Source organism: Streptomyces sp. NPDC046977 (genome assembly GCF_040644455.1).
Classification (GTDB): domain Bacteria; phylum Actinomycetota; class Actinomycetes; order Streptomycetales; family Streptomycetaceae; genus Actinacidiphila.
Genome location: NZ_JBEYWO010000009.1, coordinates 276,288 through 297,129 on the forward strand (window position 1 = coordinate 276,288; position 20,842 = coordinate 297,129).

20 protein-coding genes are annotated in these 20,842 nt (G+C 72.4%); 15 read left to right on the forward strand and 5 right to left on the reverse strand.

Annotation, left to right across the window (positions count from 1 at the left end):
- Positions 1 to 8 precede the first annotated feature (8 nt).
- Positions 9 to 704, reverse strand: coding sequence for a lysophospholipid acyltransferase family protein (locus ABZ883_RS16880; protein ID WP_360906440.1), 696 nt, complete (start codon positions 702 to 704; stop codon positions 9 to 11).
- A 263-nt stretch (positions 705 to 967) separates the two neighbouring features.
- On the opposite strand from ABZ883_RS16880, the gene ABZ883_RS16885 reads away from it, so the two are divergent.
- The 3 genes from ABZ883_RS16885 (at position 968) to ABZ883_RS16895 (ending at position 3,396) form a co-directional block, all read left to right on the forward strand.
- Positions 968 to 2,167: a glycerophosphodiester phosphodiesterase gene (locus ABZ883_RS16885; protein ID WP_360906442.1), complete on the forward strand. Its 1,200-nt coding sequence runs from the start codon at positions 968 to 970 to the stop codon at positions 2,165 to 2,167.
- A 73-nt stretch (positions 2,168 to 2,240) separates the two neighbouring features.
- Positions 2,241 to 2,771: a sigma-70 family RNA polymerase sigma factor gene (locus ABZ883_RS16890; RefSeq protein ID WP_360906445.1), complete on the forward strand. Its 531-nt coding sequence runs from the start codon at positions 2,241 to 2,243 to the stop codon at positions 2,769 to 2,771.
- A gap of 121 nt (positions 2,772 to 2,892) precedes the next feature.
- On the forward strand, positions 2,893 to 3,396 hold the full coding sequence (locus tag ABZ883_RS16895; RefSeq protein ID WP_360906447.1) for a GNAT family N-acetyltransferase: 504 nt from the start codon (positions 2,893 to 2,895) through the stop codon (positions 3,394 to 3,396).
- 7 nt (positions 3,397 to 3,403) lie between these two features.
- Here the strand turns inward: ABZ883_RS16895 and ABZ883_RS16900 are convergent, their stop codons facing one another.
- Both ABZ883_RS16900 and ABZ883_RS16905 read right to left on the reverse strand, forming a co-directional pair.
- A complete protein-coding gene (locus tag ABZ883_RS16900) occupies positions 3,404 to 3,847 on the reverse strand; it encodes a hypothetical protein (protein WP_360906449.1) in 444 nt (147 codons plus the stop codon).
- Positions 3,840 to 4,208, reverse strand: coding sequence for a hypothetical protein (locus ABZ883_RS16905; protein ID WP_360906451.1), 369 nt, complete (start codon positions 4,206 to 4,208; stop codon positions 3,840 to 3,842). Before ABZ883_RS16905 ends, ABZ883_RS16900 begins: the two co-directional genes overlap by 8 nt.
- Positions 4,209 to 4,671: 463 nt before the next feature.
- Here ABZ883_RS16905 and ABZ883_RS16910 point away from each other — a divergent pair, with 463 nt between their 5' ends.
- The 3 genes from ABZ883_RS16910 to ABZ883_RS16920 are packed head-to-tail and all read left to right on the forward strand — an operon-like array spanning position 4,672 to position 7,328.
- Positions 4,672 to 5,745, forward strand: a complete 1,074-nt coding sequence (locus ABZ883_RS16910; protein ID WP_360906453.1) for an ATP-binding cassette domain-containing protein — start codon at positions 4,672 to 4,674, stop codon at positions 5,743 to 5,745.
- Positions 5,742 to 6,461, forward strand: coding sequence for a methionine ABC transporter permease (locus ABZ883_RS16915; RefSeq protein ID WP_360906456.1), 720 nt, complete (start codon positions 5,742 to 5,744; stop codon positions 6,459 to 6,461). The genes ABZ883_RS16910 and ABZ883_RS16915 overlap by 4 nt, the downstream gene beginning before the upstream one ends.
- Before the next feature lie 36 nt (positions 6,462 to 6,497).
- Positions 6,498 to 7,328, forward strand: a complete 831-nt coding sequence (locus tag ABZ883_RS16920; RefSeq protein ID WP_360906458.1) for a MetQ/NlpA family ABC transporter substrate-binding protein — start codon at positions 6,498 to 6,500, stop codon at positions 7,326 to 7,328.
- 30 nt (positions 7,329 to 7,358) lie between these two features.
- Here ABZ883_RS16920 and ABZ883_RS16925 read toward each other — a convergent pair whose 3' ends face one another.
- Both ABZ883_RS16925 and ABZ883_RS16930 read right to left on the reverse strand, forming a co-directional pair.
- Complete coding sequence (locus tag ABZ883_RS16925) at positions 7,359 to 7,748, reverse strand: MmcQ/YjbR family DNA-binding protein (RefSeq protein ID WP_360906459.1); 390 nt, start codon at positions 7,746 to 7,748, stop codon at positions 7,359 to 7,361.
- 45 nt (positions 7,749 to 7,793) lie between these two features.
- Positions 7,794 to 8,564: a class I SAM-dependent methyltransferase gene (locus ABZ883_RS16930; protein ID WP_360906461.1), complete on the reverse strand. Its 771-nt coding sequence runs from the start codon at positions 8,562 to 8,564 to the stop codon at positions 7,794 to 7,796.
- 212 nt (positions 8,565 to 8,776) lie between these two features.
- On the opposite strand from ABZ883_RS16930, the gene ABZ883_RS16935 reads away from it, so the two are divergent.
- From ABZ883_RS16935 to ABZ883_RS16975, 9 genes are all read left to right on the forward strand, one after another.
- Complete coding sequence (locus ABZ883_RS16935) at positions 8,777 to 9,421, forward strand: GNAT family N-acetyltransferase (protein ID WP_360906463.1); 645 nt, start codon at positions 8,777 to 8,779, stop codon at positions 9,419 to 9,421.
- A 101-nt stretch (positions 9,422 to 9,522) separates the two neighbouring features.
- Positions 9,523 to 10,728 (forward strand): precorrin-6y C5,15-methyltransferase (decarboxylating) subunit CbiE, encoded by a 1,206-nt coding sequence (gene cbiE, locus ABZ883_RS16940; RefSeq protein WP_360906465.1) that lies wholly within the window; start codon positions 9,523 to 9,525, stop codon positions 10,726 to 10,728.
- A gap of 250 nt (positions 10,729 to 10,978) precedes the next feature.
- On the forward strand, positions 10,979 to 14,230 hold the full coding sequence (gene cobT, locus ABZ883_RS16945; RefSeq protein WP_360906468.1) for a nicotinate-nucleotide--dimethylbenzimidazole phosphoribosyltransferase: 3,252 nt from the start codon (positions 10,979 to 10,981) through the stop codon (positions 14,228 to 14,230).
- Positions 14,231 to 14,916: 686 nt separating this feature from the next.
- A complete protein-coding gene (gene cobA / locus ABZ883_RS16950) occupies positions 14,917 to 16,155 on the forward strand; it encodes a uroporphyrinogen-III C-methyltransferase (protein WP_360906470.1) in 1,239 nt (412 codons plus the stop codon).
- Complete coding sequence (locus tag ABZ883_RS16955; protein ID WP_360906472.1) at positions 16,148 to 16,969, forward strand: RNA methyltransferase; 822 nt, start codon at positions 16,148 to 16,150, stop codon at positions 16,967 to 16,969. The genes cobA and ABZ883_RS16955 overlap by 8 nt, the downstream gene beginning before the upstream one ends.
- 100 nt (positions 16,970 to 17,069) lie before the next feature.
- The gene (gene tal / locus ABZ883_RS16960) at positions 17,070 to 18,215 is read left to right on the forward strand and encodes a transaldolase (RefSeq protein WP_360906474.1); all 1,146 of its coding nucleotides are present in this window, start codon (positions 17,070 to 17,072) and stop codon (positions 18,213 to 18,215) included.
- Entirely contained in the window at positions 18,212 to 19,762 is a 1,551-nt protein-coding gene (gene zwf / locus ABZ883_RS16965) for a glucose-6-phosphate dehydrogenase (RefSeq protein ID WP_360906476.1), read from the forward strand. The genes tal and zwf overlap by 4 nt, the downstream gene beginning before the upstream one ends.
- On the forward strand, positions 19,759 to 20,730 hold the full coding sequence (opcA, locus tag ABZ883_RS16970; RefSeq protein WP_360906478.1) for a glucose-6-phosphate dehydrogenase assembly protein OpcA: 972 nt from the start codon (positions 19,759 to 19,761) through the stop codon (positions 20,728 to 20,730). Before zwf ends, opcA begins: the two co-directional genes overlap by 4 nt.
- Before the next feature lie 2 nt (positions 20,731 to 20,732).
- Positions 20,733 to 20,842, forward strand: a 110-nt coding sequence (locus ABZ883_RS16975) for an NAD(P)-binding domain-containing protein (RefSeq protein ID WP_360906512.1), incomplete at its 3' end; no start/stop codon positions are given.

Sequence of the window (20,842 nt, forward strand, 5' to 3'; positions counted from 1 at the left end):
ACCGAAGGTCACGCCGCCGTCGCGTGGTCGGCGGCCTTGGCCGCCTTCGCCTTGGTGGCGTAGACGTCGACGTACTCCTGGCCGCCGAGCCGCATGACGTGGCTCATCACCTCGTCGGTGACGGCGCGCAGCACGTAGCGGTCGCGGTCCATGCCCTCGTAGCGGGAGAACTCCAGGGCCGTGCCGAAGCGGACCGTGAAGCGGTGCACGCGCGGCATGCCGGCGCCGCCGGGCTGGATGCGGTCGGTGCCGACCATGGCGAACGGGACGACGGGCGCCCCGGTCATGAGGGCCAGCCGGGACACGCCGGTGCGGCCGCGGTAGAGGCGGCCGTCGGGGGAGCGGGTGCCCTCCGGGTAGATGCCGAAGACCTTGCCCTCGGTGAGGATGCGATGGCCGGTCATCAGGGCGGCGACACCGCCGTGGCCGCCGTCGCGGTCCACCGGGATCATGCCCACGGAGGTGAAGAAGGCCGCCATGAGGCGGCCCTTGAGGCCGGGGGTGGTGACGTACTCGTCCTTGCCGATGAAGAACACCTGCCGCTTGACGACCAGGGACAGGAACATCGAGTCGATGAAGGTGACGTGGTTGCCGGCGAGGATGACCGGGCCCTCGCCCGGGATGTGCTCCATGCCCTCGACCCTCGGGCGGAACAGTACGCGCATCAGTACTCCGAGCAGCGCCTTGAGGATGATGCGGAACAACGGGTCCTCCGGTCGTGGTCGGCAGAGGTCCGGCGGGACTCTGCGCAGGGTCTCGCTCACCAGTGTGCGCCTCCCCCGTCGAGGACGATACTTCCGCGGCACCACGACACGCACACCGGGTTCACACGACTGGCACGCATTGTTGATCCGCGTTACCGCCGTGTTCCGACGGCGGCCGCCCGGCTGCAACGGCCGGCCGCCTACGATGCGCGCGTCGCTTGACAGGGTCCGGACAGATGTTCGGCCGATTCGAGGGAGCGCACATGACGCACGAGCAGCAGGGCCAGGACCAGGGCCGGGGTCCCGGCCGCCGGGCACTGATCGGAGCGGCGGCCGCGTTCGGGGCCGGCGCCTCCGTCCTCGGCACGGCGGGGGGCGCGGCGGCGAACGGGCGCGAGTCCTCGCACGGTTCGTCGCACGACGGCCCGCACGGACCGGTGAGAGCCCTTCCCGTGCCGACCGTCGTCGGTCACCGCGGCGCCAGCGGCTACCGCCCCGAGCACACCTTCGGCTCGTACCAGCTCGCGCTGGACCTCGGTGCCGACGTGATCGAGCAGGACCTCGTCCCCACCAAGGACGGTCACCTGGTCTGCCGTCACGAGCCGGAGATCGGCGGCACCACGGACGTCGCCAAGCACCCGGAGTTCGCCTCCCGCAGGACCACCAAGACCATCGACGGCGTCGCCACGACCGGCTGGTTCACCGAGGACTTCACCCTCGCCGAGCTGAAGACGCTGCGCGCCGTCGAGCGGCTGCCCGCACAGCGCCAGCACAACACCCTCTACGACGGCCACTGGGAGATCCCCACCTTCGAAGAGGTGCTGCGCTGGGCCGACGACCAGGGCCGCAAGCGCGACAAGGCGGTGTGGCTGCACGTCGAGACCAAGCACCCCACCTACTTCCGCGGCATCGGCCTCGGCCTGGAGGAGCGGGTGGCCAAGCTGCTCCGCCGCTACGGCCGCGACCAGCGCAACTCCCCGCTGTTCCTGCAGTCCTTCGAGCCCACCAGCCTCCAGCGGCTCGGCGCGCTCGGCCTGCGCAACCCCAAGGTCTTCCTGCTGGACGCGGCCACCACCCGCCCGTACGACCTCGTGGCGGCGGGCGACCCGCGTACCGTCGCGGACCTGGTCACCCCGGCCGGCCTCAAGTGGATCGCCGGCTTCGCGCAGGGCATCGGCCCCACGGTCAACCTGATCATCCCGCGTGACGCGGCCGGCAACCTCGGCACGCCGACCACGCTGGTGCGCGACGCCCACAAGGCCGGGCTGATCCTGCACCCCTACACGATGCGCAACGAGAACGCCTTCCTGCCGGCCGCCTACCGCGTCGGCACCGACCCGAACGCCTACGGCGACGCCTTCGGCGCCTTCCAGCTCTACTTCGAGCAGGGCATCGACGGCATCTTCTCCGACAACTGCGACACCGCGCTGCTCGCCCGCGCGGCCTTCGTCAACAAGGCGTGACGCCACTGCCGCGCACGGGTGGTTCCCCCGCCAGGGGGCAACCGCCCGGCGCGGCACGGGTGTCCCGCGAGGCATGAGCGCATCCGTACGCCCCGACGAACTGACCCGCATCCGGCCCCTGCTCGCCGCCGAGGCGGCGGCCGAGTCCGTACCCGGCGCCGTCGAGGCCGCCGACCTCGAACAGTCCGTGTGGCTGCGGCTGCTGGAGCTGCCGGAACCGCCCGCCGACCCCGCGGGGTGGCTGCGCCGCGCGGTGCGCGCCGAGGCCCGGCTCGCCGGGCGGCACGCCCGCCACGAGACCCCGCTGGCTCCCGCCGCACTGGGCGGGCACGCCGCCGCGCAGGCGCCCACCGCGGAGCAGCAGGTGCTCGCCGCCGAGCGGCGCCGTTTCCTGCTGGCCGCCGCGGGCCGGCTGCCGGGGCGCTGTCCTGAGCTGGTATCGGCCCTGATCTCCCGTTCCGACCTCACTTACCGGGAAATCTCCCGGGAGTTGGGAATCTCACAGGGCAGTCTGGGCCCGCTGCGTTCCCGCTGCCTGAGTTGTCTGCGTACGATCCTCGCAACCGGGGTTGCATCTCCCGTACGACGGGGTAATGCACCGTAAACACTCGGCGACAGGGCGCTTGTGCGCGGCCGCGCCGTGTTCCGGTACCAGTCAGGGCAACGTCCTGGGCGCCCCCTCACCCCTCAGGCGCCCGGGCGACTCGAAGGGGAGGCCAGCGCACATGGGCATGAGCGTGACCATCTCTACCGCGATGGGCGACGACGCCGAGAAGATCCTCAAACTGCAATACCTGTGCTATCAGAGCGAGGCGGAGCTTTACGGCGACTACGGCATCGAACCGTTGACGCAGACCCTCGACGCGCTGCGCGAGGAGCTCACGCAGGGCACGGTCCTGGTGGCCAGGCTCGGCGAGGAGGTGGTCGGTTCGGTCCGCGGCGCGGTGGACGACGACGGCACCGCCCGCATCGCCAAACTGATCGTCCACCCCCGCATGCAGCGGCACGGCCTCGGCGGCCGGCTGCTGCGGGCCATCGAGGAACGGCTGGCGGCCGACCTCCAGGCCAAGCGCTACCGCCTCTTCACCGGTCACCGCAGCGAGTTCAACCTGCGGTTGTACCGCAAGCTGGGCTACGCGCAGGTGGGTTCGGCCGAGCCGGTCAGCGGCCGGCTGAGCCTGGTGCACATGGAGAAGCCGGCGGCGCAGTCCTACGCCGCCAGCGCCTGAGCGCGGATCAGGACGTCCGCTGTGGCTGCGCCGCCCGGCGCAGCCACAGCAGTCCGCTGACGGGGATGACCAGGGGCAGGAACAGATAGCCCATGCCGTAGTCCGACCACACCGTCTGGTCGGGGAAGGCCGAGGAGTCCACCAGCGTCAGCGTGCCCACGGTCAGCACACCGATCAGCTCCAGCGCGCAGCTGACCAGCGCCACCTTCCGGGCGCTCTCGCCGCCCCGCCACAGCGCCACCGTGATCACCGCGTACACGATCCCGGCGAGCAGGGAGAGCAGGTAGGCCAGCGGCGCCTCGTCGAACTGCAGGGCGATCTGCACGATCGCGCGGGACAGCGCGGCGACGGTGAAGACCCCGTACAGCGAGAGCAGCAGCCGTCCCGGGCCGCGGCCGATCCCCTTGTCCGGCGCCGCCTGTTCGGTGGTCCTGCCGGCGGTCTCAGGCACTGACGCCTCCCCAGATGTCGTACAGCCGTACTTCCAGCACGGCCAGGATGACCCCGCCCGCGGCCACGATCGCCGAGCCCCAGCGGGTGCGCTCGGTCAGCGACATGAATCCCGCCGCCGGGATCGTGCAGGCCGCGCCGAGCAGGTACGCGACGAAGATCGTCGTGCCGTCGACCGGCTTGTCGCCCGCGCCGAGCCTGACCACGCCGATCACCAGCTGGGCCAGCCCCAGCACGGCCACCACGGCCATGCCGATGAAGTGCCAGTCCTTGGTCGGCTGGTCCCGGAAGGCAGCGAAACCGCACCAGGCGGCCAGCAGCAGCGCCGTGGCGGAGACCACGATCGTGAGGACGTCGAGCATGGCGCGACTCTATTACGGGCGGGAATCGCCGGATCCCACCCCCCGGGCCTGTCCGCATGGCGGACGCCGGGACCGGATATTGGTACGCGGTCGGGGTGTCTGCTTTACTGGTGCCCATGACCACGACGAACCGCCGCTGCCGCGCGACCGAGGCGATGACGCCCGGTGTTCGTCGTATGTGTCGAATGTGTGCACGCTGAGGGCCCACGCCATCTGAGTCTCGCGCCCCGAAGTGAGACCCGCCCCTCCTGCCACGGATCGCGCACACCACCACCCATGGACATGGACACGGAACCGCAGCGCGCCCTCTGCCGCTGCCGGCTGACGCACGACCCCCAGCCGCCCGGCACCCGCTGCTGACTCCTCGCACCCCCTTCCGGGGCGCAGTCATGCCTGCCGACCGTGCATTCACCCCCCTGTGCGGCTTTTGTCTGCCGCGCACTCGACAGTGACGGAATTCCCAGTGATCACCACAACGGGCCTGACCAAGGTCTACCGTTCCCACGGCCGGGACACGGTGGCCCTCGACGGCGTCGACCTGCATGTCCGCGAAGGCGAGGTGTACGGCGTCGTCGGCCGCAGCGGCGCGGGCAAGAGCACCCTCATCCGCTGCGTCAACCTGCTGGAGCGGCCGACCTCGGGCACCGTCGAGGTCGCCGGGCAGGACCTGACCGCGCTCGCCGGCCGCTCGCCGCGCGCCGGTTCGGCCCTGCGCGCCGCCCGCGGCCGGATCGGCATGGTCTTCCAGCACTTCAACCTGCTGTCCTCGCGCACCGTCCAGGACAACGTCGAACTCCCCCTGGAGATCCTCGGCGTCTCCGGCCGGCAGCGCACGGCGAAGGCCCGCGAACTGCTCGACCTCGTCGGCCTCGCCGACAAGGCGCGCGCCTACCCCGCCCAGCTCTCCGGGGGCCAGAAGCAGCGGGTCGGCATCGCCCGCGCCCTGGCCGGCGACCCGAAGGTGCTGCTCTCCGACGAGGCCACCTCCGCCCTCGACCCCGAGACCACCCGCTCGATCCTCCAGCTCCTGCGCGACCTCAACCGGCAACTCGGCCTCACCGTGCTGCTGATCACGCACGAGATGGAGGTCGTCAAGGCGGTCTGCGACTCCGCCGCACTGATGAAGGGAGGCCGGATCGTGGAATCCGGCAGGGTCACCGACCTGCTCGCCACCCCCGGCTCCGAACTCGCCCACGAGCTGTTCCCGGTCGGCGGCGAGCCGTCCGGCGAGGACCGCACCGTCGTCGACCTCACCTTCCACGGGGAGGCCGCGACCGAACCGGTCATCTCGCAGCTCTCGCGCACCTACAACATCGACATCTCGGTGCTCGGCGCCGCGCTCGAGACCATCGCGGGACGCCAGGTCGGCCGCATGCGGATCGAACTGCCCGGCGCCTTCGAGGACAACGTGGTGCCCATCGGCTTCCTGCGCGAGAAGGGCCTCCAGGTCGACATCGCGCCGGCCGCCGGCGCCGAACGGGCCGAGCGGGCCGAGCGGGCCGAGCGGGCTGAGCGGGCTGAGGGAGTCGCGAAGTGACCTGGTCCGAGATGCAGCCGCTGCTGTCCCAGGCCTGCGGGGAGACGCTGGTCATGGTCGGCTGGTCCACGCTGATATCCGTCGCGGGCGGCCTGCCGCTCGGCGTGCTGCTCGTCCTCACCGGCCGCGGCGGACTGCTCGCCAACGGCGTGTTCTCCAAGGCGCTGGGCGCCGTGGTCAACGTGATCCGGTCACTGCCCTTCGTGATCCTCATGATCTACCTGATGCCGTTCACCAAGTCCCTGGTCGGCACCACGATCGGCCCGCAGGCGATGATCGTCCCGCTGTCGATCGGCGCGATCCCGTTCTTCGCCCGGCTGGTGGAGATCGCCGTCCGCGAAGTGGACTCCGGTCTCGTCGAGGCCGTCCAGTCCATGGGCGGCAGCACCTGGACCGTCGTGCGCAAGGCCCTGCTGCCGGAGTCGCTGCCCGCGCTGATCTCCGCCGCGACCACGACCGTCATCGCCCTGATCGGCTACTCGGCCATGGCCGGCCTCATCGGCGGCGGCGGCCTCGGCGACCTCGCCGTCCGCTACGGCTACCAGCGCTTCGAGACCGGGCTGATGAACGTGACGCTGGCCGTCCTCATCGTGATCGTCACCGCCGTCCAGTTCCTCGGCGACCTCACCGCCCGCGGCGTCTCCCGCCGCGGCCGGTCCTCCGTCGCCCCGCGGCTGCGCCTGCTGCGCCCGGCGGCCGCCACCGAGACCTCCTGACACCCGCACCACCCACCGTTCAGAAAGGCACTTTTCGTGCGTACCCCTGTCAAGATCACCACGTCCGTCCTGGCCGTCACCGGCCTCGCCCTCGGCCTGGCCGCCTGCGGCTCGGACTCCGGTTCCACCAAGGACAGCGCGAGCGACCCGCTAGTCGTCGCCGCGAGCCCCGTCCCGCACGCGGAGATCCTGGACTTCGTGCAGAAGAACCTGGCCGCCAAGGCCGGACTCAAGCTGGAGGTCAAGGAGTTCAGCGACTACGTGACGCCGAACACCGCGACCGAGGACGGCGACGTCGACGCCAACTACTTCCAGAACCAGCCCTACCTGGACGACTTCAACAAGAAGAAGGGCACCCACATCGTGCCCGTCGTTACCGTCCACCTGGAGCCGCTGGGGCTCTACTCCAGCAAGCTGAAGTCCGCCGACGCGATCAGGAGCGGCGCGACGATAGCCCTGGCCAACGACGCGGTGAACGAGGCCCGGGGGCTGAAACTGCTCGCCGCGAACGGCCTGATCACCCTCAAGGACGGCGTCGGCAACGAGGCCACCCCCGCCGACGTCACCGGCAACCCGAAGAACCTGAAGTTCAAGGAGCTGGAGGCCGCCCAGCTGCCCCGCTCCCTCGACGACGTCGACGCCGCCGTCATCAACGGCAACTACGCCATCGCCGCGGGACTCAAGCCCGCCCAGGACGCCCTGGTCCTGGAGTCGGCGACGGACAACCCCTACGGCAACTTCCTCGCCGTCAAGGAGGGCAACGAGAAGGACCCGCGCGTGCTCAAGCTCAAGAAGCTGCTCACCTCGCCCGAGGTGAAGAAGTTCATCGAGGACACCTACGCCGGCTCCGTCATCCCCTCCTTCTGACCCCGGCCCTCCGGCGGGGGCGGTACGCCGTCAGCGCGTACCGTCCCCGCCGTGGACCCCCGCCCAGTCCAGGCGCAGCTGCTCGGCCCGCGGCAGCCGGGACACGATCAGGTCGTACGAGTCCTCGATCATCTCCCGCACCAGGCGGTCGGGGAGCGAGCCGTCCAGGGTGACCGTGTTCCAGTGCCGCTTGTTCAGATGCCAGCCGGGGGCGATCGACGCGTGCTGCGCCCGCAGCCGGACGGCCAGTTCGGGATCGCACTTCAGGCTGACCTGGAGCGGGTCACCGCCCAGCGCGCTGATCGCGAAGATCTTCCCGCCCACCTTGAAGACCGTCACCTCCGCGTTGCGCGGGAACGGGTTCTCCTCGCCGGCGCCGTTGAAGCCGAGGCAGAAGTCCCTGAGCCGGTCGGTGTCCATCCGCCCATTCAACAGGGCGCCACCGACAGCCCGGGCCGCGCCGCCTCAGTGCCGGCGCACCCAGTAGACGTCCGTGGTGTACGGCATCTCGATGGCGCCCCTGCCGCGCGTCGCGTCGTGCCCGGCGAGCACCGCCTCGACCTCCGCGCGCACGCGCTCCTGCTCCGCCGGGTCCATCACCGCGATGTGGCTGGAGGAGGTCATGCGCTCCACCACGTCCGACACCGTCGTCGAGTACGGGTTCGGCCAGTGCCGCTCGTACACCTGCGACCAGCCCTCCCGGTCGCCGAAGGCCTTGCGCCAGCCGCCGTCCAGCGGGCTCGGCAGATCGCGCGGCGCGAGCCGGAAGACGATGTCCTGGTAGTCCCGCACCCACGGCACGGAGGTGTCGTAGGTGTTCCACACCAGCGCCAGCCAGCCGCCCGGCCGCAGCAGCCGCTCCACCTCGGCCAGCGCCTCGTCCTCCTGGAACCAGTGCCACGACTGCGCCGCCACCACCACGTCGGCGGACCCGCCGGGCAGCCCGGTCGCCTCCGCGGTACCGGCCGTCACCCGCACCTTCGGCAGCCGCAGCTCCGCCAGCCGCTCGCGCATCTCCGCCACCGGCTCCACCGCGACCACCTCGGCCCCGGTCAGCGCCAGCAGCCGGGTGAACTTGCCGGTGCCGGCGCCGAGGTCGACCACGGTGCGCCCGGCCTCAAGGGCCAGCACGTCCGCCAACTCGGCCAGGGCAGCCATGGGGTACGAGGGCCGCGACCGCTCGTAGACACCCGCCGCCCGCTGATATCCGACTCCTGCTGCGTGGTGCACCGTCACGCGGGCAGACGCTAGCAGGACCGTATGACAGCAGGAGGAGCGGACCTGCGGAAAAGCCGGAGAACAGCACGCCAACTGCGCTCGTCGCGACGGTGGTTGCCCGTACCCTTGACCGACGGCCGCACGGCCCCCGCGGCGACCCGGTCCTGCGGGTGACCCGTTGGATGCTGCATGCTGTGCACTTCACACATGTCCTTGCTACGGAGCGTCGAATGACCAGCTTTCCGGAGATCTCCATCAATACGGAGCGGCTGGTGCTGCGCCCCTACGAGGAGGCGGACATCCCCGCGCACACGGAGATGATGAACGACGAGTCCGTGGTCGCCTGGACCTCCGTGCCGCATCCCTACAGCGAGGCCGACTCCCGCACCTTCCTGACCGAGACGGCCCCCGCCGAGCGGGCGTCCGGGCGGGGCGTCGTCCTCGCCGTGACGGAGTTCCTCACCCAGCGGCTGGTCGGCACCGTCCACCTGCAGCGCGCCGACTGGCGCATCCGCAGCGCCGAGGCGGGCTATGTCATCGCGCCCTGGGCCCGCGGCGAGGGCTACGCCGCCGAGGCCGTGCTCGCCGCCGCCCAGTGGCTCTTCGACGACCAGAAGTTCGAGCGGCTGGAACTGCGCACCGCCGCCGACAACGCCGCCTCCCAGCAGGTCGCCCAGCGGATCGGCTGCGTCAGCGAGGGAGTGCTGCGCAGCGCGGGCCTGGTGCGGGCCCGGCCGGACGGGGACAGCGAGGGCCGCTGGGAGGAGGTCCGCACCGACCTGATCGTCTGGAGCCTGCTCCCCGAGGACCTCGACGGCCTCACCGGACGCGCCTCCGACGGCTCGGACTACGCGGCCTACGCCGACTGGCAGTGAGCACCCCGTAGCGCAAGATCCTGGGCGGGGTACTGTGCACACCCCGGGGAAGACATGTCCCGGGGAACCACACCGCGACGCGCCCAGAAGGCAGGACGACGATGGCCGACCGTGTCACCGTGATCGGGTGGGACGGCTCACCACCTGGCGAGGCCGCGCGTTCCGCGCTGGCGGCGGCGACCCTGGTGGCCGGAACACGGCACCACCTGGCACTGCCCTTCGTGCCGGAGGAGGCCGAGCGGATCGTCCTCGGCAGTATCGACCTCGCCGCCCGGCGGATCGCCCGGCACCGCGGCACCGCGGTCGTGCTGGCCGACGGCGACCCCGGGTTCTTCGGCGTCGTACGGGCCCTGCGCGCGCCCGACCACGGCCTGGAGGTCGAGGTCGTGCCCGGCGTGACCTCGGTGGCCCAGGCCTTCGCGCGGGCCGGCATGCCCTGGGACGACGCCCGTGTCGTCGTCGCGCACACGCGCACCCTGCGCCGCGCCGTCAACGTCTGCCGGGCCCACCCCAAGGTCGCGGTGCTCACCGCCCCCGGCGCCGGGCCGGCCGAACTCGCCCTGCTGCTCGGCGACGAGCAGCGCACCTTCGTGATCTGCGAGGCGCTCGGCACCGAGCAGGAGCAGGTCACCGTCCTCACCTCCGACAAGGTCCCCGACCACACCTGGCGCGACCCCAACGTCGTCCTGGTCGTCGGCGCCGCGCCCAGCGCGCCGCCGGCCGCCTCCGGGCAGGCGGGCTGGCTCGCCGGGGGCGACCCCGCCCCCGCGGACCGGGTACGCGGCTGGGCCCTTCCCACCGAGCGGTACGCGCCCGTGGACGGGCCGGCGCAGCTGCGCGCCCTCCAACTGGCCCGGCTCGGACCGCGCACCGGCGATCTGCTCTGGGACATCGGGGCCGGCGGCGGCGCCGTCGCCGTGGAGGCCGCGCGCTTCGGCGCGGCCGTCATCGCCGTCGAGCGGGACGCGGCGGCCTGTGACCGTGTCGAGGCCACCGCACGGGACTTCGGGGTGCAGGTGCGGGTCGTGCACGGCGAGGCGCCGGAGGTTCTCGAGGACCTTCCGGAACCGGACATCGTGCGCATAGGCGGTGGGGGCGCGGAGGTCGTCGAGGCGTGTGCCGCGCGCCGCCCGGAACGGATCGCCGCGAGTGCCGCGAACCGGGACGAGGCGGAAGCGGTCAGAAGCGCTCTCGAGGACGGCGGATACGCCGTGGAATGCGCGTTGTTGCAGGCTGTGGAGCTGGACTCGGACTGGTCGGAGCGGGAGCGCACGGTGGTGTTCGCGCTCCTCGGGCACCGCAAGTGAGGCGATGTGTTGCGCCCGTATTGCGACCGGTTTGAGGCGAACCCCCCTGAGCACGCGCGGGCACACGCACGGTAGGCTTGCGGACCGCTGTGCCGTCGTCGTGCGTTGACGTCGACTGAGGGCTGATCAGTATCGATCAGTATCGGTCACTCCCCGCCGACGTGCCGCTTGCAGCCCACGCTCGTTCTTGCTGTGGGCAGTGTGTGCGGCGCAGCGTTGGAAGGAGCGAACCGATGGGCGAGGGGCACGCATGACTGACACCGGCCAGGTCCCGGGTGAGGGACTGCCGGAGAACGCAGGCGGAGAAGCGGTTCTGCAGCCGCACGCCGACCTTCCCGGCAGTGGTGCTCAGCAGCCGGTCGTCCCCACCTGGGAGACCGACCCGCTGAACGCACCGGTCCCGCCCGCCGCATACGCCTACCTCGACCAGCCGGCCGGCCCCGCGGTCGCCGACGAGGAAGAGGAGATGCTGCTGATGCCCGGACTGCAGGGGTCGTGGGCCGACCCGCAGCCGGTGCCGCCGCCCGTCGCGCCCGCCGCCGTACCGGTGGCCCCGGTCGAGCCGGCCCCCATGGCCGCGCCCGCGGGCGAACCCGCGCCGGTGGCGCCCGCGATGGCGCACGAGACGCACCTCCAGGTGCACGAGCAGCTGCCCGGCGCCCTCTCCGCGCCGGTCGCCCAGCCCGGTGGCCCGCACGAGCACGACGCCCACGAGAGCGGCGGCCGTGACTCGGGCTCCCTCGACTACTCCGCCGTGCGCGCCTCGGCGACGCCGCCCGCCGGTGTCCCGGTGCCGGGCGCCGCGATGGACGGGCAGCCGCAGGCCGTTCTCGCGGAGCCGCTCGTTCCGGCCCCCGCGCCCGCGCCCGCCGTCGAGACCCTGACCCCGGAGCCGGTGGTGACCGACGCGTCCGTCCCCGCGGCACCGCAGGCGTTCCAGGAGCAGGTCCCGGCCGCGCCGGCGCCCGTCCGGCGGCCGCTGCACATGGGCCCGCCCATCCCCGACCCGTCCAACGGCGGCGGTGTCGTACGGTCCCTCGCCGACCGCGGCCCGGCGACGTCCGTCCCGCCGTCAGCGCCGGTCACGCCGCTGCCCGTGGCGGCCGTGCCGCCTGTCCCGTCGACGTCGTCGATTCCGTCGGTTCCGTCCGTTCCGTCCATGCCGACGGTGCCGTCCGTGCCGGAGACCCCTGCCGCGGCGACCCCGATCGCGCCGGTGCCGCCGTCCGTCGAGACGCCGCTGCGTCACGCCGGGCCGCCGACGACCGGTCCGGAGTACCTGGACATCCCGCGCGACGAGCCGTCCGCGGCGTGGCCGGTGCCTGAGCCCGAGGTCGTCGCCGAGCCGGAGCCCGCCGAGCCGCTGATCGCTCCGCAGGCGGAGGAGGTGGTGGTACCCGCCCCCGCCCCCGAGCCGGTGCCGGTGCCGGTGCCCGAGCCGGTCGCGGAGGTGCTGCCAGAGCCGGCCGTGGTGGAGGCCGAGCCGCTGCCGCTGGACTCGCCGGACGAGCCGCTGCCGTTCGGGATGGAGCCCGAGCCCGAGGCCCGGGAGGCCGTCGTCCCCGAGGCCGTCGTCCCCGAGGTCGTCGTCCCCGAGGTCGTCGTCCCCAAGGTCGTTGCCCCGGAGGTCGTTGTTCCGGAATTCGCCGAGGTCGTCGAGCCCGAGGACGTCCCCGAGGACGCCGAGGCCTCCGTTCCCGAGGCGGCGGAATCCGCCGGGCCCGACGCGGAGACCGCCGAGGGCGAGGACGCCCCGGAGCTGCTGCTCCCCGTCGCCGAAGGCTACGAACCCGCCGTGCGGGACGCCGTGCACCGCGTCATCCGCGAACGCCGCGACATCCGCAACGGCTTCCGGAACGACCCCATCCCGCACGAGGTGCTGATCCGCGTCCTGGAGGCGGCCCACACCGCGCCCAGTGTCGGCCACTCCCAGCCCTGGGACTTCGTCGTCATCCGCTCCGCCGAGACCCGGCAGCGTATGCACGAACTCGCCATGCAGCAGCGCGACGCGTTCGCCAAGTCCCTGCCCAAGGGGCGCGCCAAGCAGTTCCGCGAGCTGAAGATCGAGGCGATCCTCGACACCCCGGTCAACATCGTCGTGACCGCCGACCCCACCCGCGGCGGCCGCCACACCCTGGGCCGCTACACCCAGCCGCAGATGGCGCCCTACTCGTCGGCACTGGCGGTGGAGAACCTCTGGCTCGCCGCCCGCGCCGAAGGCCTCGGCGTCGGCTGGGTCAGCTTCTTCGACGAGCGCGAGATGGTCCGCGAACTCGGCCTCCCCGAGCACCTGGAGGTCGTCGCCTACCTGTGCGTCGGCTACGTCGACGAGTTCCCCGAGGACCCGGAGCTCGTGCAGTCCGGCTGGTCCAAGCGGCGCCCGCTGGCCTGGGTCGTCCACGAGGAGGAGTACGGCAACCGCGCCCTGCCCGGCGAGGAGCCGCACGACCTCCTGGAGGAGACGCTGCGCGGCATCCGCCCGCTCGACGCCAAGGCGCTCGGCGAGGCGTGGGAGCGGCAGAAGCGGATGACCAAGCCGGCCGGCGCGCTCGGCATGCTGGAGATCATCTCCGCGCAGCTCAGCGGCCTGTCCCGGCAGTGCCCGCCGCCGATCCCCGAGCCCGCCGCCGTCGCCATCTTCGCCGGTGACCACGGTGTGCACGCCCAGGGCGTCACCGCGTGGCCGCAGGAGGTCACCGGCCAGATGGTCGCCAACTTCCTGGGCGGCGGGGCCGTGTGCAACGCCTTCGCCAACCAGGTGGGCGCCGAGGTCTGCGTCGTCGACGTCGGCGTCGCCTCCGAACTCCCCAGCACGCCGGGCCTGCTGCCGCGCAAGGTGCGCCCCGGCACCGGCGACTTCACCGCCGGCCCCGCGATGTCGCGCGAGGAGGTCCTGCGGGCCATCGAGGTCGGCATCGAGACCGCGCGCGATCTTGTCGCCGCGGGCAACAAGGCGCTGCTGACCGGCGAGATGGGCGTTGCCAACACCACCGTCTCCGCGGCCCTGATCTCCGTCTACACCGGGGTGGACCCGGCGGAAGTCACCGGGCGCGGCACGGGCATCAACGACGAGATGCACGCGCGCAAGGTCGACGTCGTACGACGGGCGCTGGAGCTCCACCGGCCCGATCCCTCCGACCCGATCGAGGTCCTGGCGGCCATCGGCGGCCTCGAACACGCGGCCATGGTCGGCCTGTTGCTCGGCGCGGCGTCCCTGCGGACCCCGGTCATCCTGGACGGCGTCAGCGCCGGCGCGGCCGCCCTCGTCGCCCGCGCGATCGCACCCGAGGTCCTCGCGGCCTGCATCGCGGGGCACCGCAGCGCGGAACCCGGACACCGCGCCGCCCTCACGAAGCTGGGGCTGCGGCCGCTGGTCGACCTCGACCTGCGGCTGGGGGAGGGGACGGGGGCGTTGCTGGCGCTGCCGCTGGTGCAGAGTGCTGCGCGGGCGATGCATGAGGTGGCGACGTTCGACTCCGCGGGGGTGACGGAAAAGGGCTGACGCCCTTCCCCGTGGGGTTCCCCGCCCTCCCGCCCGTGTGCCCTGTGAAGTCACGCGCCCCGACGCGCGTGTGGGGTGGGCCGGGTTCGGGGCCTCCGGGGCTGCCATTCTGGACAGCACATTTAGGTGCCTCAGGTGCTTTTTGCTGCGTGCCCCGGGTTGTGCACCCAAATATGCTCCACAGTCCAGAACGCCACCCCTACAGCCCCGCCCCCTCCGTGAGCTCTCGCGCCTGATCCCCGGTGGGTGGATATGGACGGCACCGTGCCCGGGCACGCGTTGGCGCCGCGCTGTCCAAGTGCGCAGCCGTCACCGCCCACAGCACCCCCACCGGCCGTAAGTCGCCCTAACGACCCCGGGAGGGGGTGTGGCGGGGTGCGCCCGTGGGGGCACCTCCCAGCGGTAGCCGGGGGAGACGAGCGGTGACGGCGTGGTCGATGCCGGACGATGTGGGGGTAACCCGCGAGCGCTGTGGGGGTCCCCCCGGCCGAAGGCTGGGGGAGTACCCCGGCGCGGCACCGACCCCACAGGCAACAGAGCGGGGCCCGCACTTACCGTGCCGGGCTGGGGGCACCCCCGGCCGAAGGTTGGGGGAGGGCCGGAGGGCGGGGAAAAAACCCAGGGCCCAAGCACACCGTAGGGTTGACGCGGGAACCGCCCCGCCGACGACAAGGAGCCGCACCCCCATGACAGCCGAGCGCAGCGCCACCGTACCCGCATACCCCGTCGGACTGCGGCTGGCGGGCCGGCGCGTGGTCGTGCTGGGCGGCGGCCAGGTCGCCCAGCGCCGGCTGCCGACGCTGGTGGCCGCGGGGGCGGACGTGGTGCTGGTCTCGCCGTCGGCGACGCCGTCCGTGGACGCGATGGCCGCCGCCGGCGAACTGCGCTGGGAGCGGCGCCGCTACCGTCCCGGGGACCTGGCGGACGCCTGGTACGCGCTGATCGCGACGGACGACGCGGAGGCGAACGAGGCGGCGTCCGCGGAGGCGGAGGAGCGCCGCGTGTGGTGTGTGCGCAGTGACGACGCCGACGCGGCGACCGCGTGGACGCCCGCGACGGGGCGGACGGACGGCGTGACCGTCGCCGTGCTGACCGGGCGCGATCCGCGCCGTTCCGCGGCGGTGCGGGACGCGATCGTGGAGGGGCTGCGGAACGGCTCGCTGGCCGCCCCCCAGCGTCGGGGCCGGACCCCGGGGGTGGCACTGGTGGGCGGTGGGCCGGGGGACCCGGACCTCATCACGGTGCGCGGCCGCCGGCTGCTCGCCGAGGCGGACGTGGTGATCGCGGACCGACTGGGGCCGCGCGATCTGCTGGACGAACTGCCGCCGCACGTCGAGGTGATCGACGCCGCGAAGATCCCGTACGGCCGCGCGATGGCGCAGGAGGCGATCAACGCCGCGCTGATCGAGCACGCGAAGGCGGGCAAGACCGTTGTGCGGCTCAAGGGCGGCGACCCGTTCGTGTTCGGCCGGGGCATGGAGGAGGCGCAGGCGCTGGCGGAGGCCGGGATTCCGTGCACGGTGGTGCCGGGGATCTCGAGTTCGATCAGCGTGCCGGCCGCCGCGGGCATCCCGGTGACGCACCGGGGGGTGGCGCACGAGTTCACCGTCGTGAGCGGCCATGTGGCTCCGGAGGACCCCCGGTCCCTGGTGGACTGGGAGGCGCTGGCCCGGTTGCGCGGCACGTTGGTGCTGTTGATGGGGGTCGAGCGGATCGCCGCGATCGCGGACGCGCTCGTGGCGCACGGCCGGGGCGCCGACACGCCTGTCGCGGTCGTCCAGGAGGGCACGACGGCGGCCCAGCGGCGCGTGGACGCGACGCTCGCGACGGTGGGGCGGAAGGTGGCCGAGGAGGGCGTGCGGCCGCCCGCGGTGATCGTGATCGGCGAGGTCGTTGCCGTGGGCGCGGTGGCCCCCCGTGGCTGAGCTGGTCACCGTCGACGATCCCGAGGACCCGCGGCTGCACGACTACACCTCGCTGACCGACGTCGAGCTGCGCCGCCGCCGCGAGCCCGCGGAGGGCCTGTTCATCGCGGAGGGCGAGAAGGTCATCCGCCGTGCCTGGCAGGCCGGTTACGGCATGCGCTCGATGATGCTCTCCGCCAAGTGGGTCGACGTCATGCGGGACGTCATCGACGCGGCTCCCGCGCCGGTGTACGTGGTGGACCCCGCCGTCGCCGAGCGGGTGACCGGTTACCACGTGCACCGCGGTGCCCTCGCGTCGATGCGGCGCAAGGAACTGCCGGAGCCCCGGGAGCTGCTGGCCGGGGACCGTCCGGGCCCCCGCCGTGTCGCGGTCTTCGAGGACATCGTCGACCACGCCAACATGGGCGCGGCCTTCCGCAACGCCGCCGCCCTGGGCGTGGACGCGGTGCTGCTCACCCCGCGCTGCGCCGACCCCCTCTACCGGCGGGCGGTGAAGGTGTCGATGGCGGCCGTGCTCGCCGTTCCGTACGCCAGGTTCGCGTCGTGGCCGGAGGACGCGGGTCTGCTGCGCGAGCAGGGGTTCGTGCTCGCGGCCCTGTGCCTGTCGGACCGTTCCGTCACCCTCGACGAGCTCGCGGGCCGCCGGCACGAGCGGCTGGCGCTGATGCTGGGCACGGAGGGCGAGGGGTTGTCGGACGGGGCGCTGCGCGCCGCGGACGTGCATGTGCGCATCCCGATGGAGGCCGGCGTCGACTCGCTCAACGTGGCCGCGGCCTCGGCTGTCGCCTTCTACGCCACGCGACCGGGGACCTAGTTGATTTAATTCTCAACTACCAGTGTAACGTCTTCTGAGGCCCCGGGAGGACCGGGAATCGTTCGCTCGCCCCCGCGGTTGATGCGAGCGCAGAAAGAAGATGATCACAGTGAACGAAGCAGTGACCGCGACCACAGAACCGTTGCGGCGCCTGACCGACGCGGGCGTCTCGATCTGGCTGGACGACCTCTCGCGCGGCCGGCTCACCTCCGGCGGTCTCGCCCGACTCGTCGCCTCCGGGCGGGCGGTGGGCGTCACCACCAACCCCTCCATCTTCCAGGCCGCCATCGGCTCGGGAGCGGACTACCGCGAGCAGCTCGCCGACCTGGCCGTGCGCGGGGTCACCCGCGACGAGGCCGTCCGCATGATGACCGCCGCCGACGTCCGGGACGCCGCCGATGTGCTGCGCCCGGTGTACGACGCGACGGGCGGCCAGGACGGGCGGGTGTCGATCGAGGTCGACCCGCGGCTGGCCCACAACACCGCGGCGACGATCGCCGAGGCCAAGCAGCTGGCCTGGCTGGTGGACCGCCCGAACACCCTGATCAAGATCCCGGCGACCAAGGCGGGCCTGCCGGCCATCGCCGAGGTGATCGGCAGGGGCATCAGCGTCAATGTCACGCTGATCTTCTCGCTGGAGCGCTACCGCGAGGTCATGGACGCCTACCTGACCGGTCTGGAGAAGGCGAAGGCCGCGGGCCTGGACCTGTCCCTGATCCGTTCCGTGGCGTCCTTCTTCGTGTCCCGCGTGGACACCGAGATCGACAAGCGCCTGGAGAAGATCGGCAGCGACGAGGCCAAGGCCCTCAAGGGCAAGGCCGCCATCGCCAACGCCCGCCTGGCGTACGAGGCCTACGAGGAGGTCTTCTCCTCCGACCGCTGGACCGCCCTGGAGCACGACGGCGCGCACAAGCAGCGCCCGCTGTGGGCCTCCACCGGCGTGAAGGACCCGGCCTACCCGGACACCATGTACGTGACCGAGCTGGTCGCGCCCGGCATCGTCAACACCATGCCCGAGGCCACGCTGGACGCCGTCGCCGACCACGGACGCATCGAGGGCGACACCGTCACCGGCCGCTACGACGCGGCCCGCGCGGACCTCGCGGCGGTCGGGCGGCTGGGGATCTCCTACGACGAGGTCGTCGGGCAGCTGGAGGACGAGGGCGTCACCAAGTTCGAGGCTGCCTGGGACGACCTGCTGGCAGCCATCGCCACCGCACTGAACGAAGGAGCCGACGCGGAATGAGCAAGGCCGAGACCGCACCCGAGATACCGTGGTCCAACCCCCTGCGGGCCCCCGGTGACCGCCGGCTGCCCCGCATCGCGGGACCGTCCGGTCTGGTGATCTTCGGCGTGACCGGTGACCTGTCCCGCAAGAAGCTGATGCCCGCCGTCTACGACCTCGCCAACCGCGGGCTGCTGCCGCCGGGCTTCTCGCTCCTCGGCTTCGCCCGCCGCGACTGGGAGGACCAGGACTTCGCCCAGGTCGTGCACGACTCCGTGCGCGAGCATGCCCGTACCCCGTTCCGCGAGGAGGTGTGGCAGCAGCTCGCGGAGGGCATGCGCTTCATCCCGGGCGACTTCGACGACGACGTCGCGTTCAAGCAGCTGCGCACCACCGTCGACGAACTGGACGCCTCGCGCGGGACGAGCGGCAACTACGCCTTCTACCTGTCCGTGCCGCCCAAGTTCTTCCCCACCGTCGTGCGGCAGTTGAAGAAGCACGGGCTCACCGACGCCCCCGAGGGCTCGTGGCGGCGGGCGGTCATCGAGAAGCCGTTCGGCCGCGACCTGGAGAGCGCGCAGCAGCTCAACGGGCTCGTCCACGAGGTGTTCGCGCCGGAGCAGGTGTTCCGGATCGACCACTACCTGGGCAAGGAGACGGTCCAGAACATCCTGGCGCTGCGCTTCGCCAACACGATGTTCGAGCCCGTGTGGAACCGCAGTTACGTCGACCACGTGCAGATCACCATGGCCGAGGACATCGGCATCGGCGGGCGGGCCGGGTACTACGACGGCATCGGCGCCGCGCGCGACGTCATCCAGAACCATCTGCTCCAGCTGATGGCGCTCACCGCCATGGAGGAGCCCGCCTCCTTCGACGCCGAGTCGCTCCTCACCGAGAAGCTGAAGGTCCTGCGGGCGGTCAAGCTCCCGGACGACCTCGGCAAGCACACGGTGCGCGGCCAGTACGCGCACGGCTGGCAGGGCGGCGAGGAGGTGCCCGGCTACCTGGAGGAGACCGGCATCGACCCGGCGTCCACCACGGACACCTACGCCGCCATCAAGCTGGAGGTCGACAACCGCCGCTGGGCGGGTGTCCCCTTCTACCTCCGGGCCGGCAAGCGGCTCGGGCGGAGGGTCACGGAGATCGCGGTGGTCTTCCAGCGCGCCCCGCACTCCCCGTTCGACCCGAAGGCGACCCAGGAGCTGGGCCAGAACGCGATCGTCATCCGGGTCCAGCCGGACGAGGGCGTCACCGTGCGGTTCGGCTCGAAGGTGCCCGGCACCTCGATGGAGATCCGGGACGTGACGATGGACTTCGCCTACGGCGAGTCCTTCACCGAGTCCAGCCCGGAGGCCTATGAGCGCCTCATCCTCGACGTGCTGCTCGGCGACGCGAACCTCTTCCCGCGCCACCAGGAGGTCGAGGAGTCCTGGAAGATCCTCGACCCGGTCGAACGGTACTGGGACCGGCACGGCCGGCCCGCCCAGTACACCGCGGGCAGCTGGGGCCCCGCGGAAGCCGACACGATGCTCGCACGAGACGGACGGAGCTGGCGCAGGCCATGAGGATCGACCTCACCGACACCACGGCAAGCCGTATCAACAAGGCCCTGGTACGGGCCCGCCGCGCCATCGGCTCCCCCGCCGTGGGCGTGGTCCTGACCATGGTCGTCGTGACCGACGAGGAGAACGCGCACGACGCCCTGAAGGCCGCGGAGCGGGCTTCGCAGGAGCACCCCTCTCGTGTTCTCGTCGTCGTCAGGCGACCGGACCGCACCCACCGGCGCACGGCCTCCCGCGTCGACGCGGAGGTCCGCGTCGGCTCGGACGCCGGCTCCGGAGAGGCGGTGCTGCTGCGGCTGTTCGGGGAGGTGGCCGAGCACGCCGACTCGGTGGTCCTGCCGCTGCTGCTGCCGGACGCCCCCGTCGTCGTCTGGTGGCCCGTGGACGCGCCCGCCGCCCCGGCGCGGGACCCGCTGGGCGCGCTCGCCCAGCGCCGGATCACCGACGCGTACGCCGTCGAGCGGCCGCTGGAGGAACTGGCGGCGCGCGCCGCGTCGTACGCGCCCGGCGACACCGATCTCGCCTGGACCCGGCTGACGCCCTGGCGCTCGATGCTGGCCGCCGCGCTCGACCAGGCCCGAGCCGGGGTCACCTCGGCGGTCGTCGAGAGCGAGGCCGACAACCCCAGCGCCGAGCTGCTGGCCGGCTGGTTCGCCGACCGTCTGCGCGTGCCCGTCGAGCGGGTCACCACCGCCGGTCCCGTCGTCACGGCGGTCCGGCTGCGTACCGAGCACGGTGACATCGTTGTCGACCGGCCCGAGGGCGCCGTCGCGACCCTGTCCATCCCCGGGCAGCCCACCCGCGTGCTCGCCCTGAAGGTCCGCACCACGGCGGAACTGATCGCGGAGGAACTCCGCCGCCTCGACCCCGACGAGGCGTACGCCGCCGCGCTGCGGGCCGAGGTCACCACGCCCCCCGCGGCCGGGGCCCGCAAGAGCCGCACGTCCCACCAACAGCGAAGGAACGCCTGAACATGCAACTCGGTCTGATCGGTCTCGGCAAGATGGGCGGGAACATGCGCACCCGCATCCGCCAGGCCGGACACACTGTCGTCGGCTACGACCGCAACCCGGACCTCGCCGA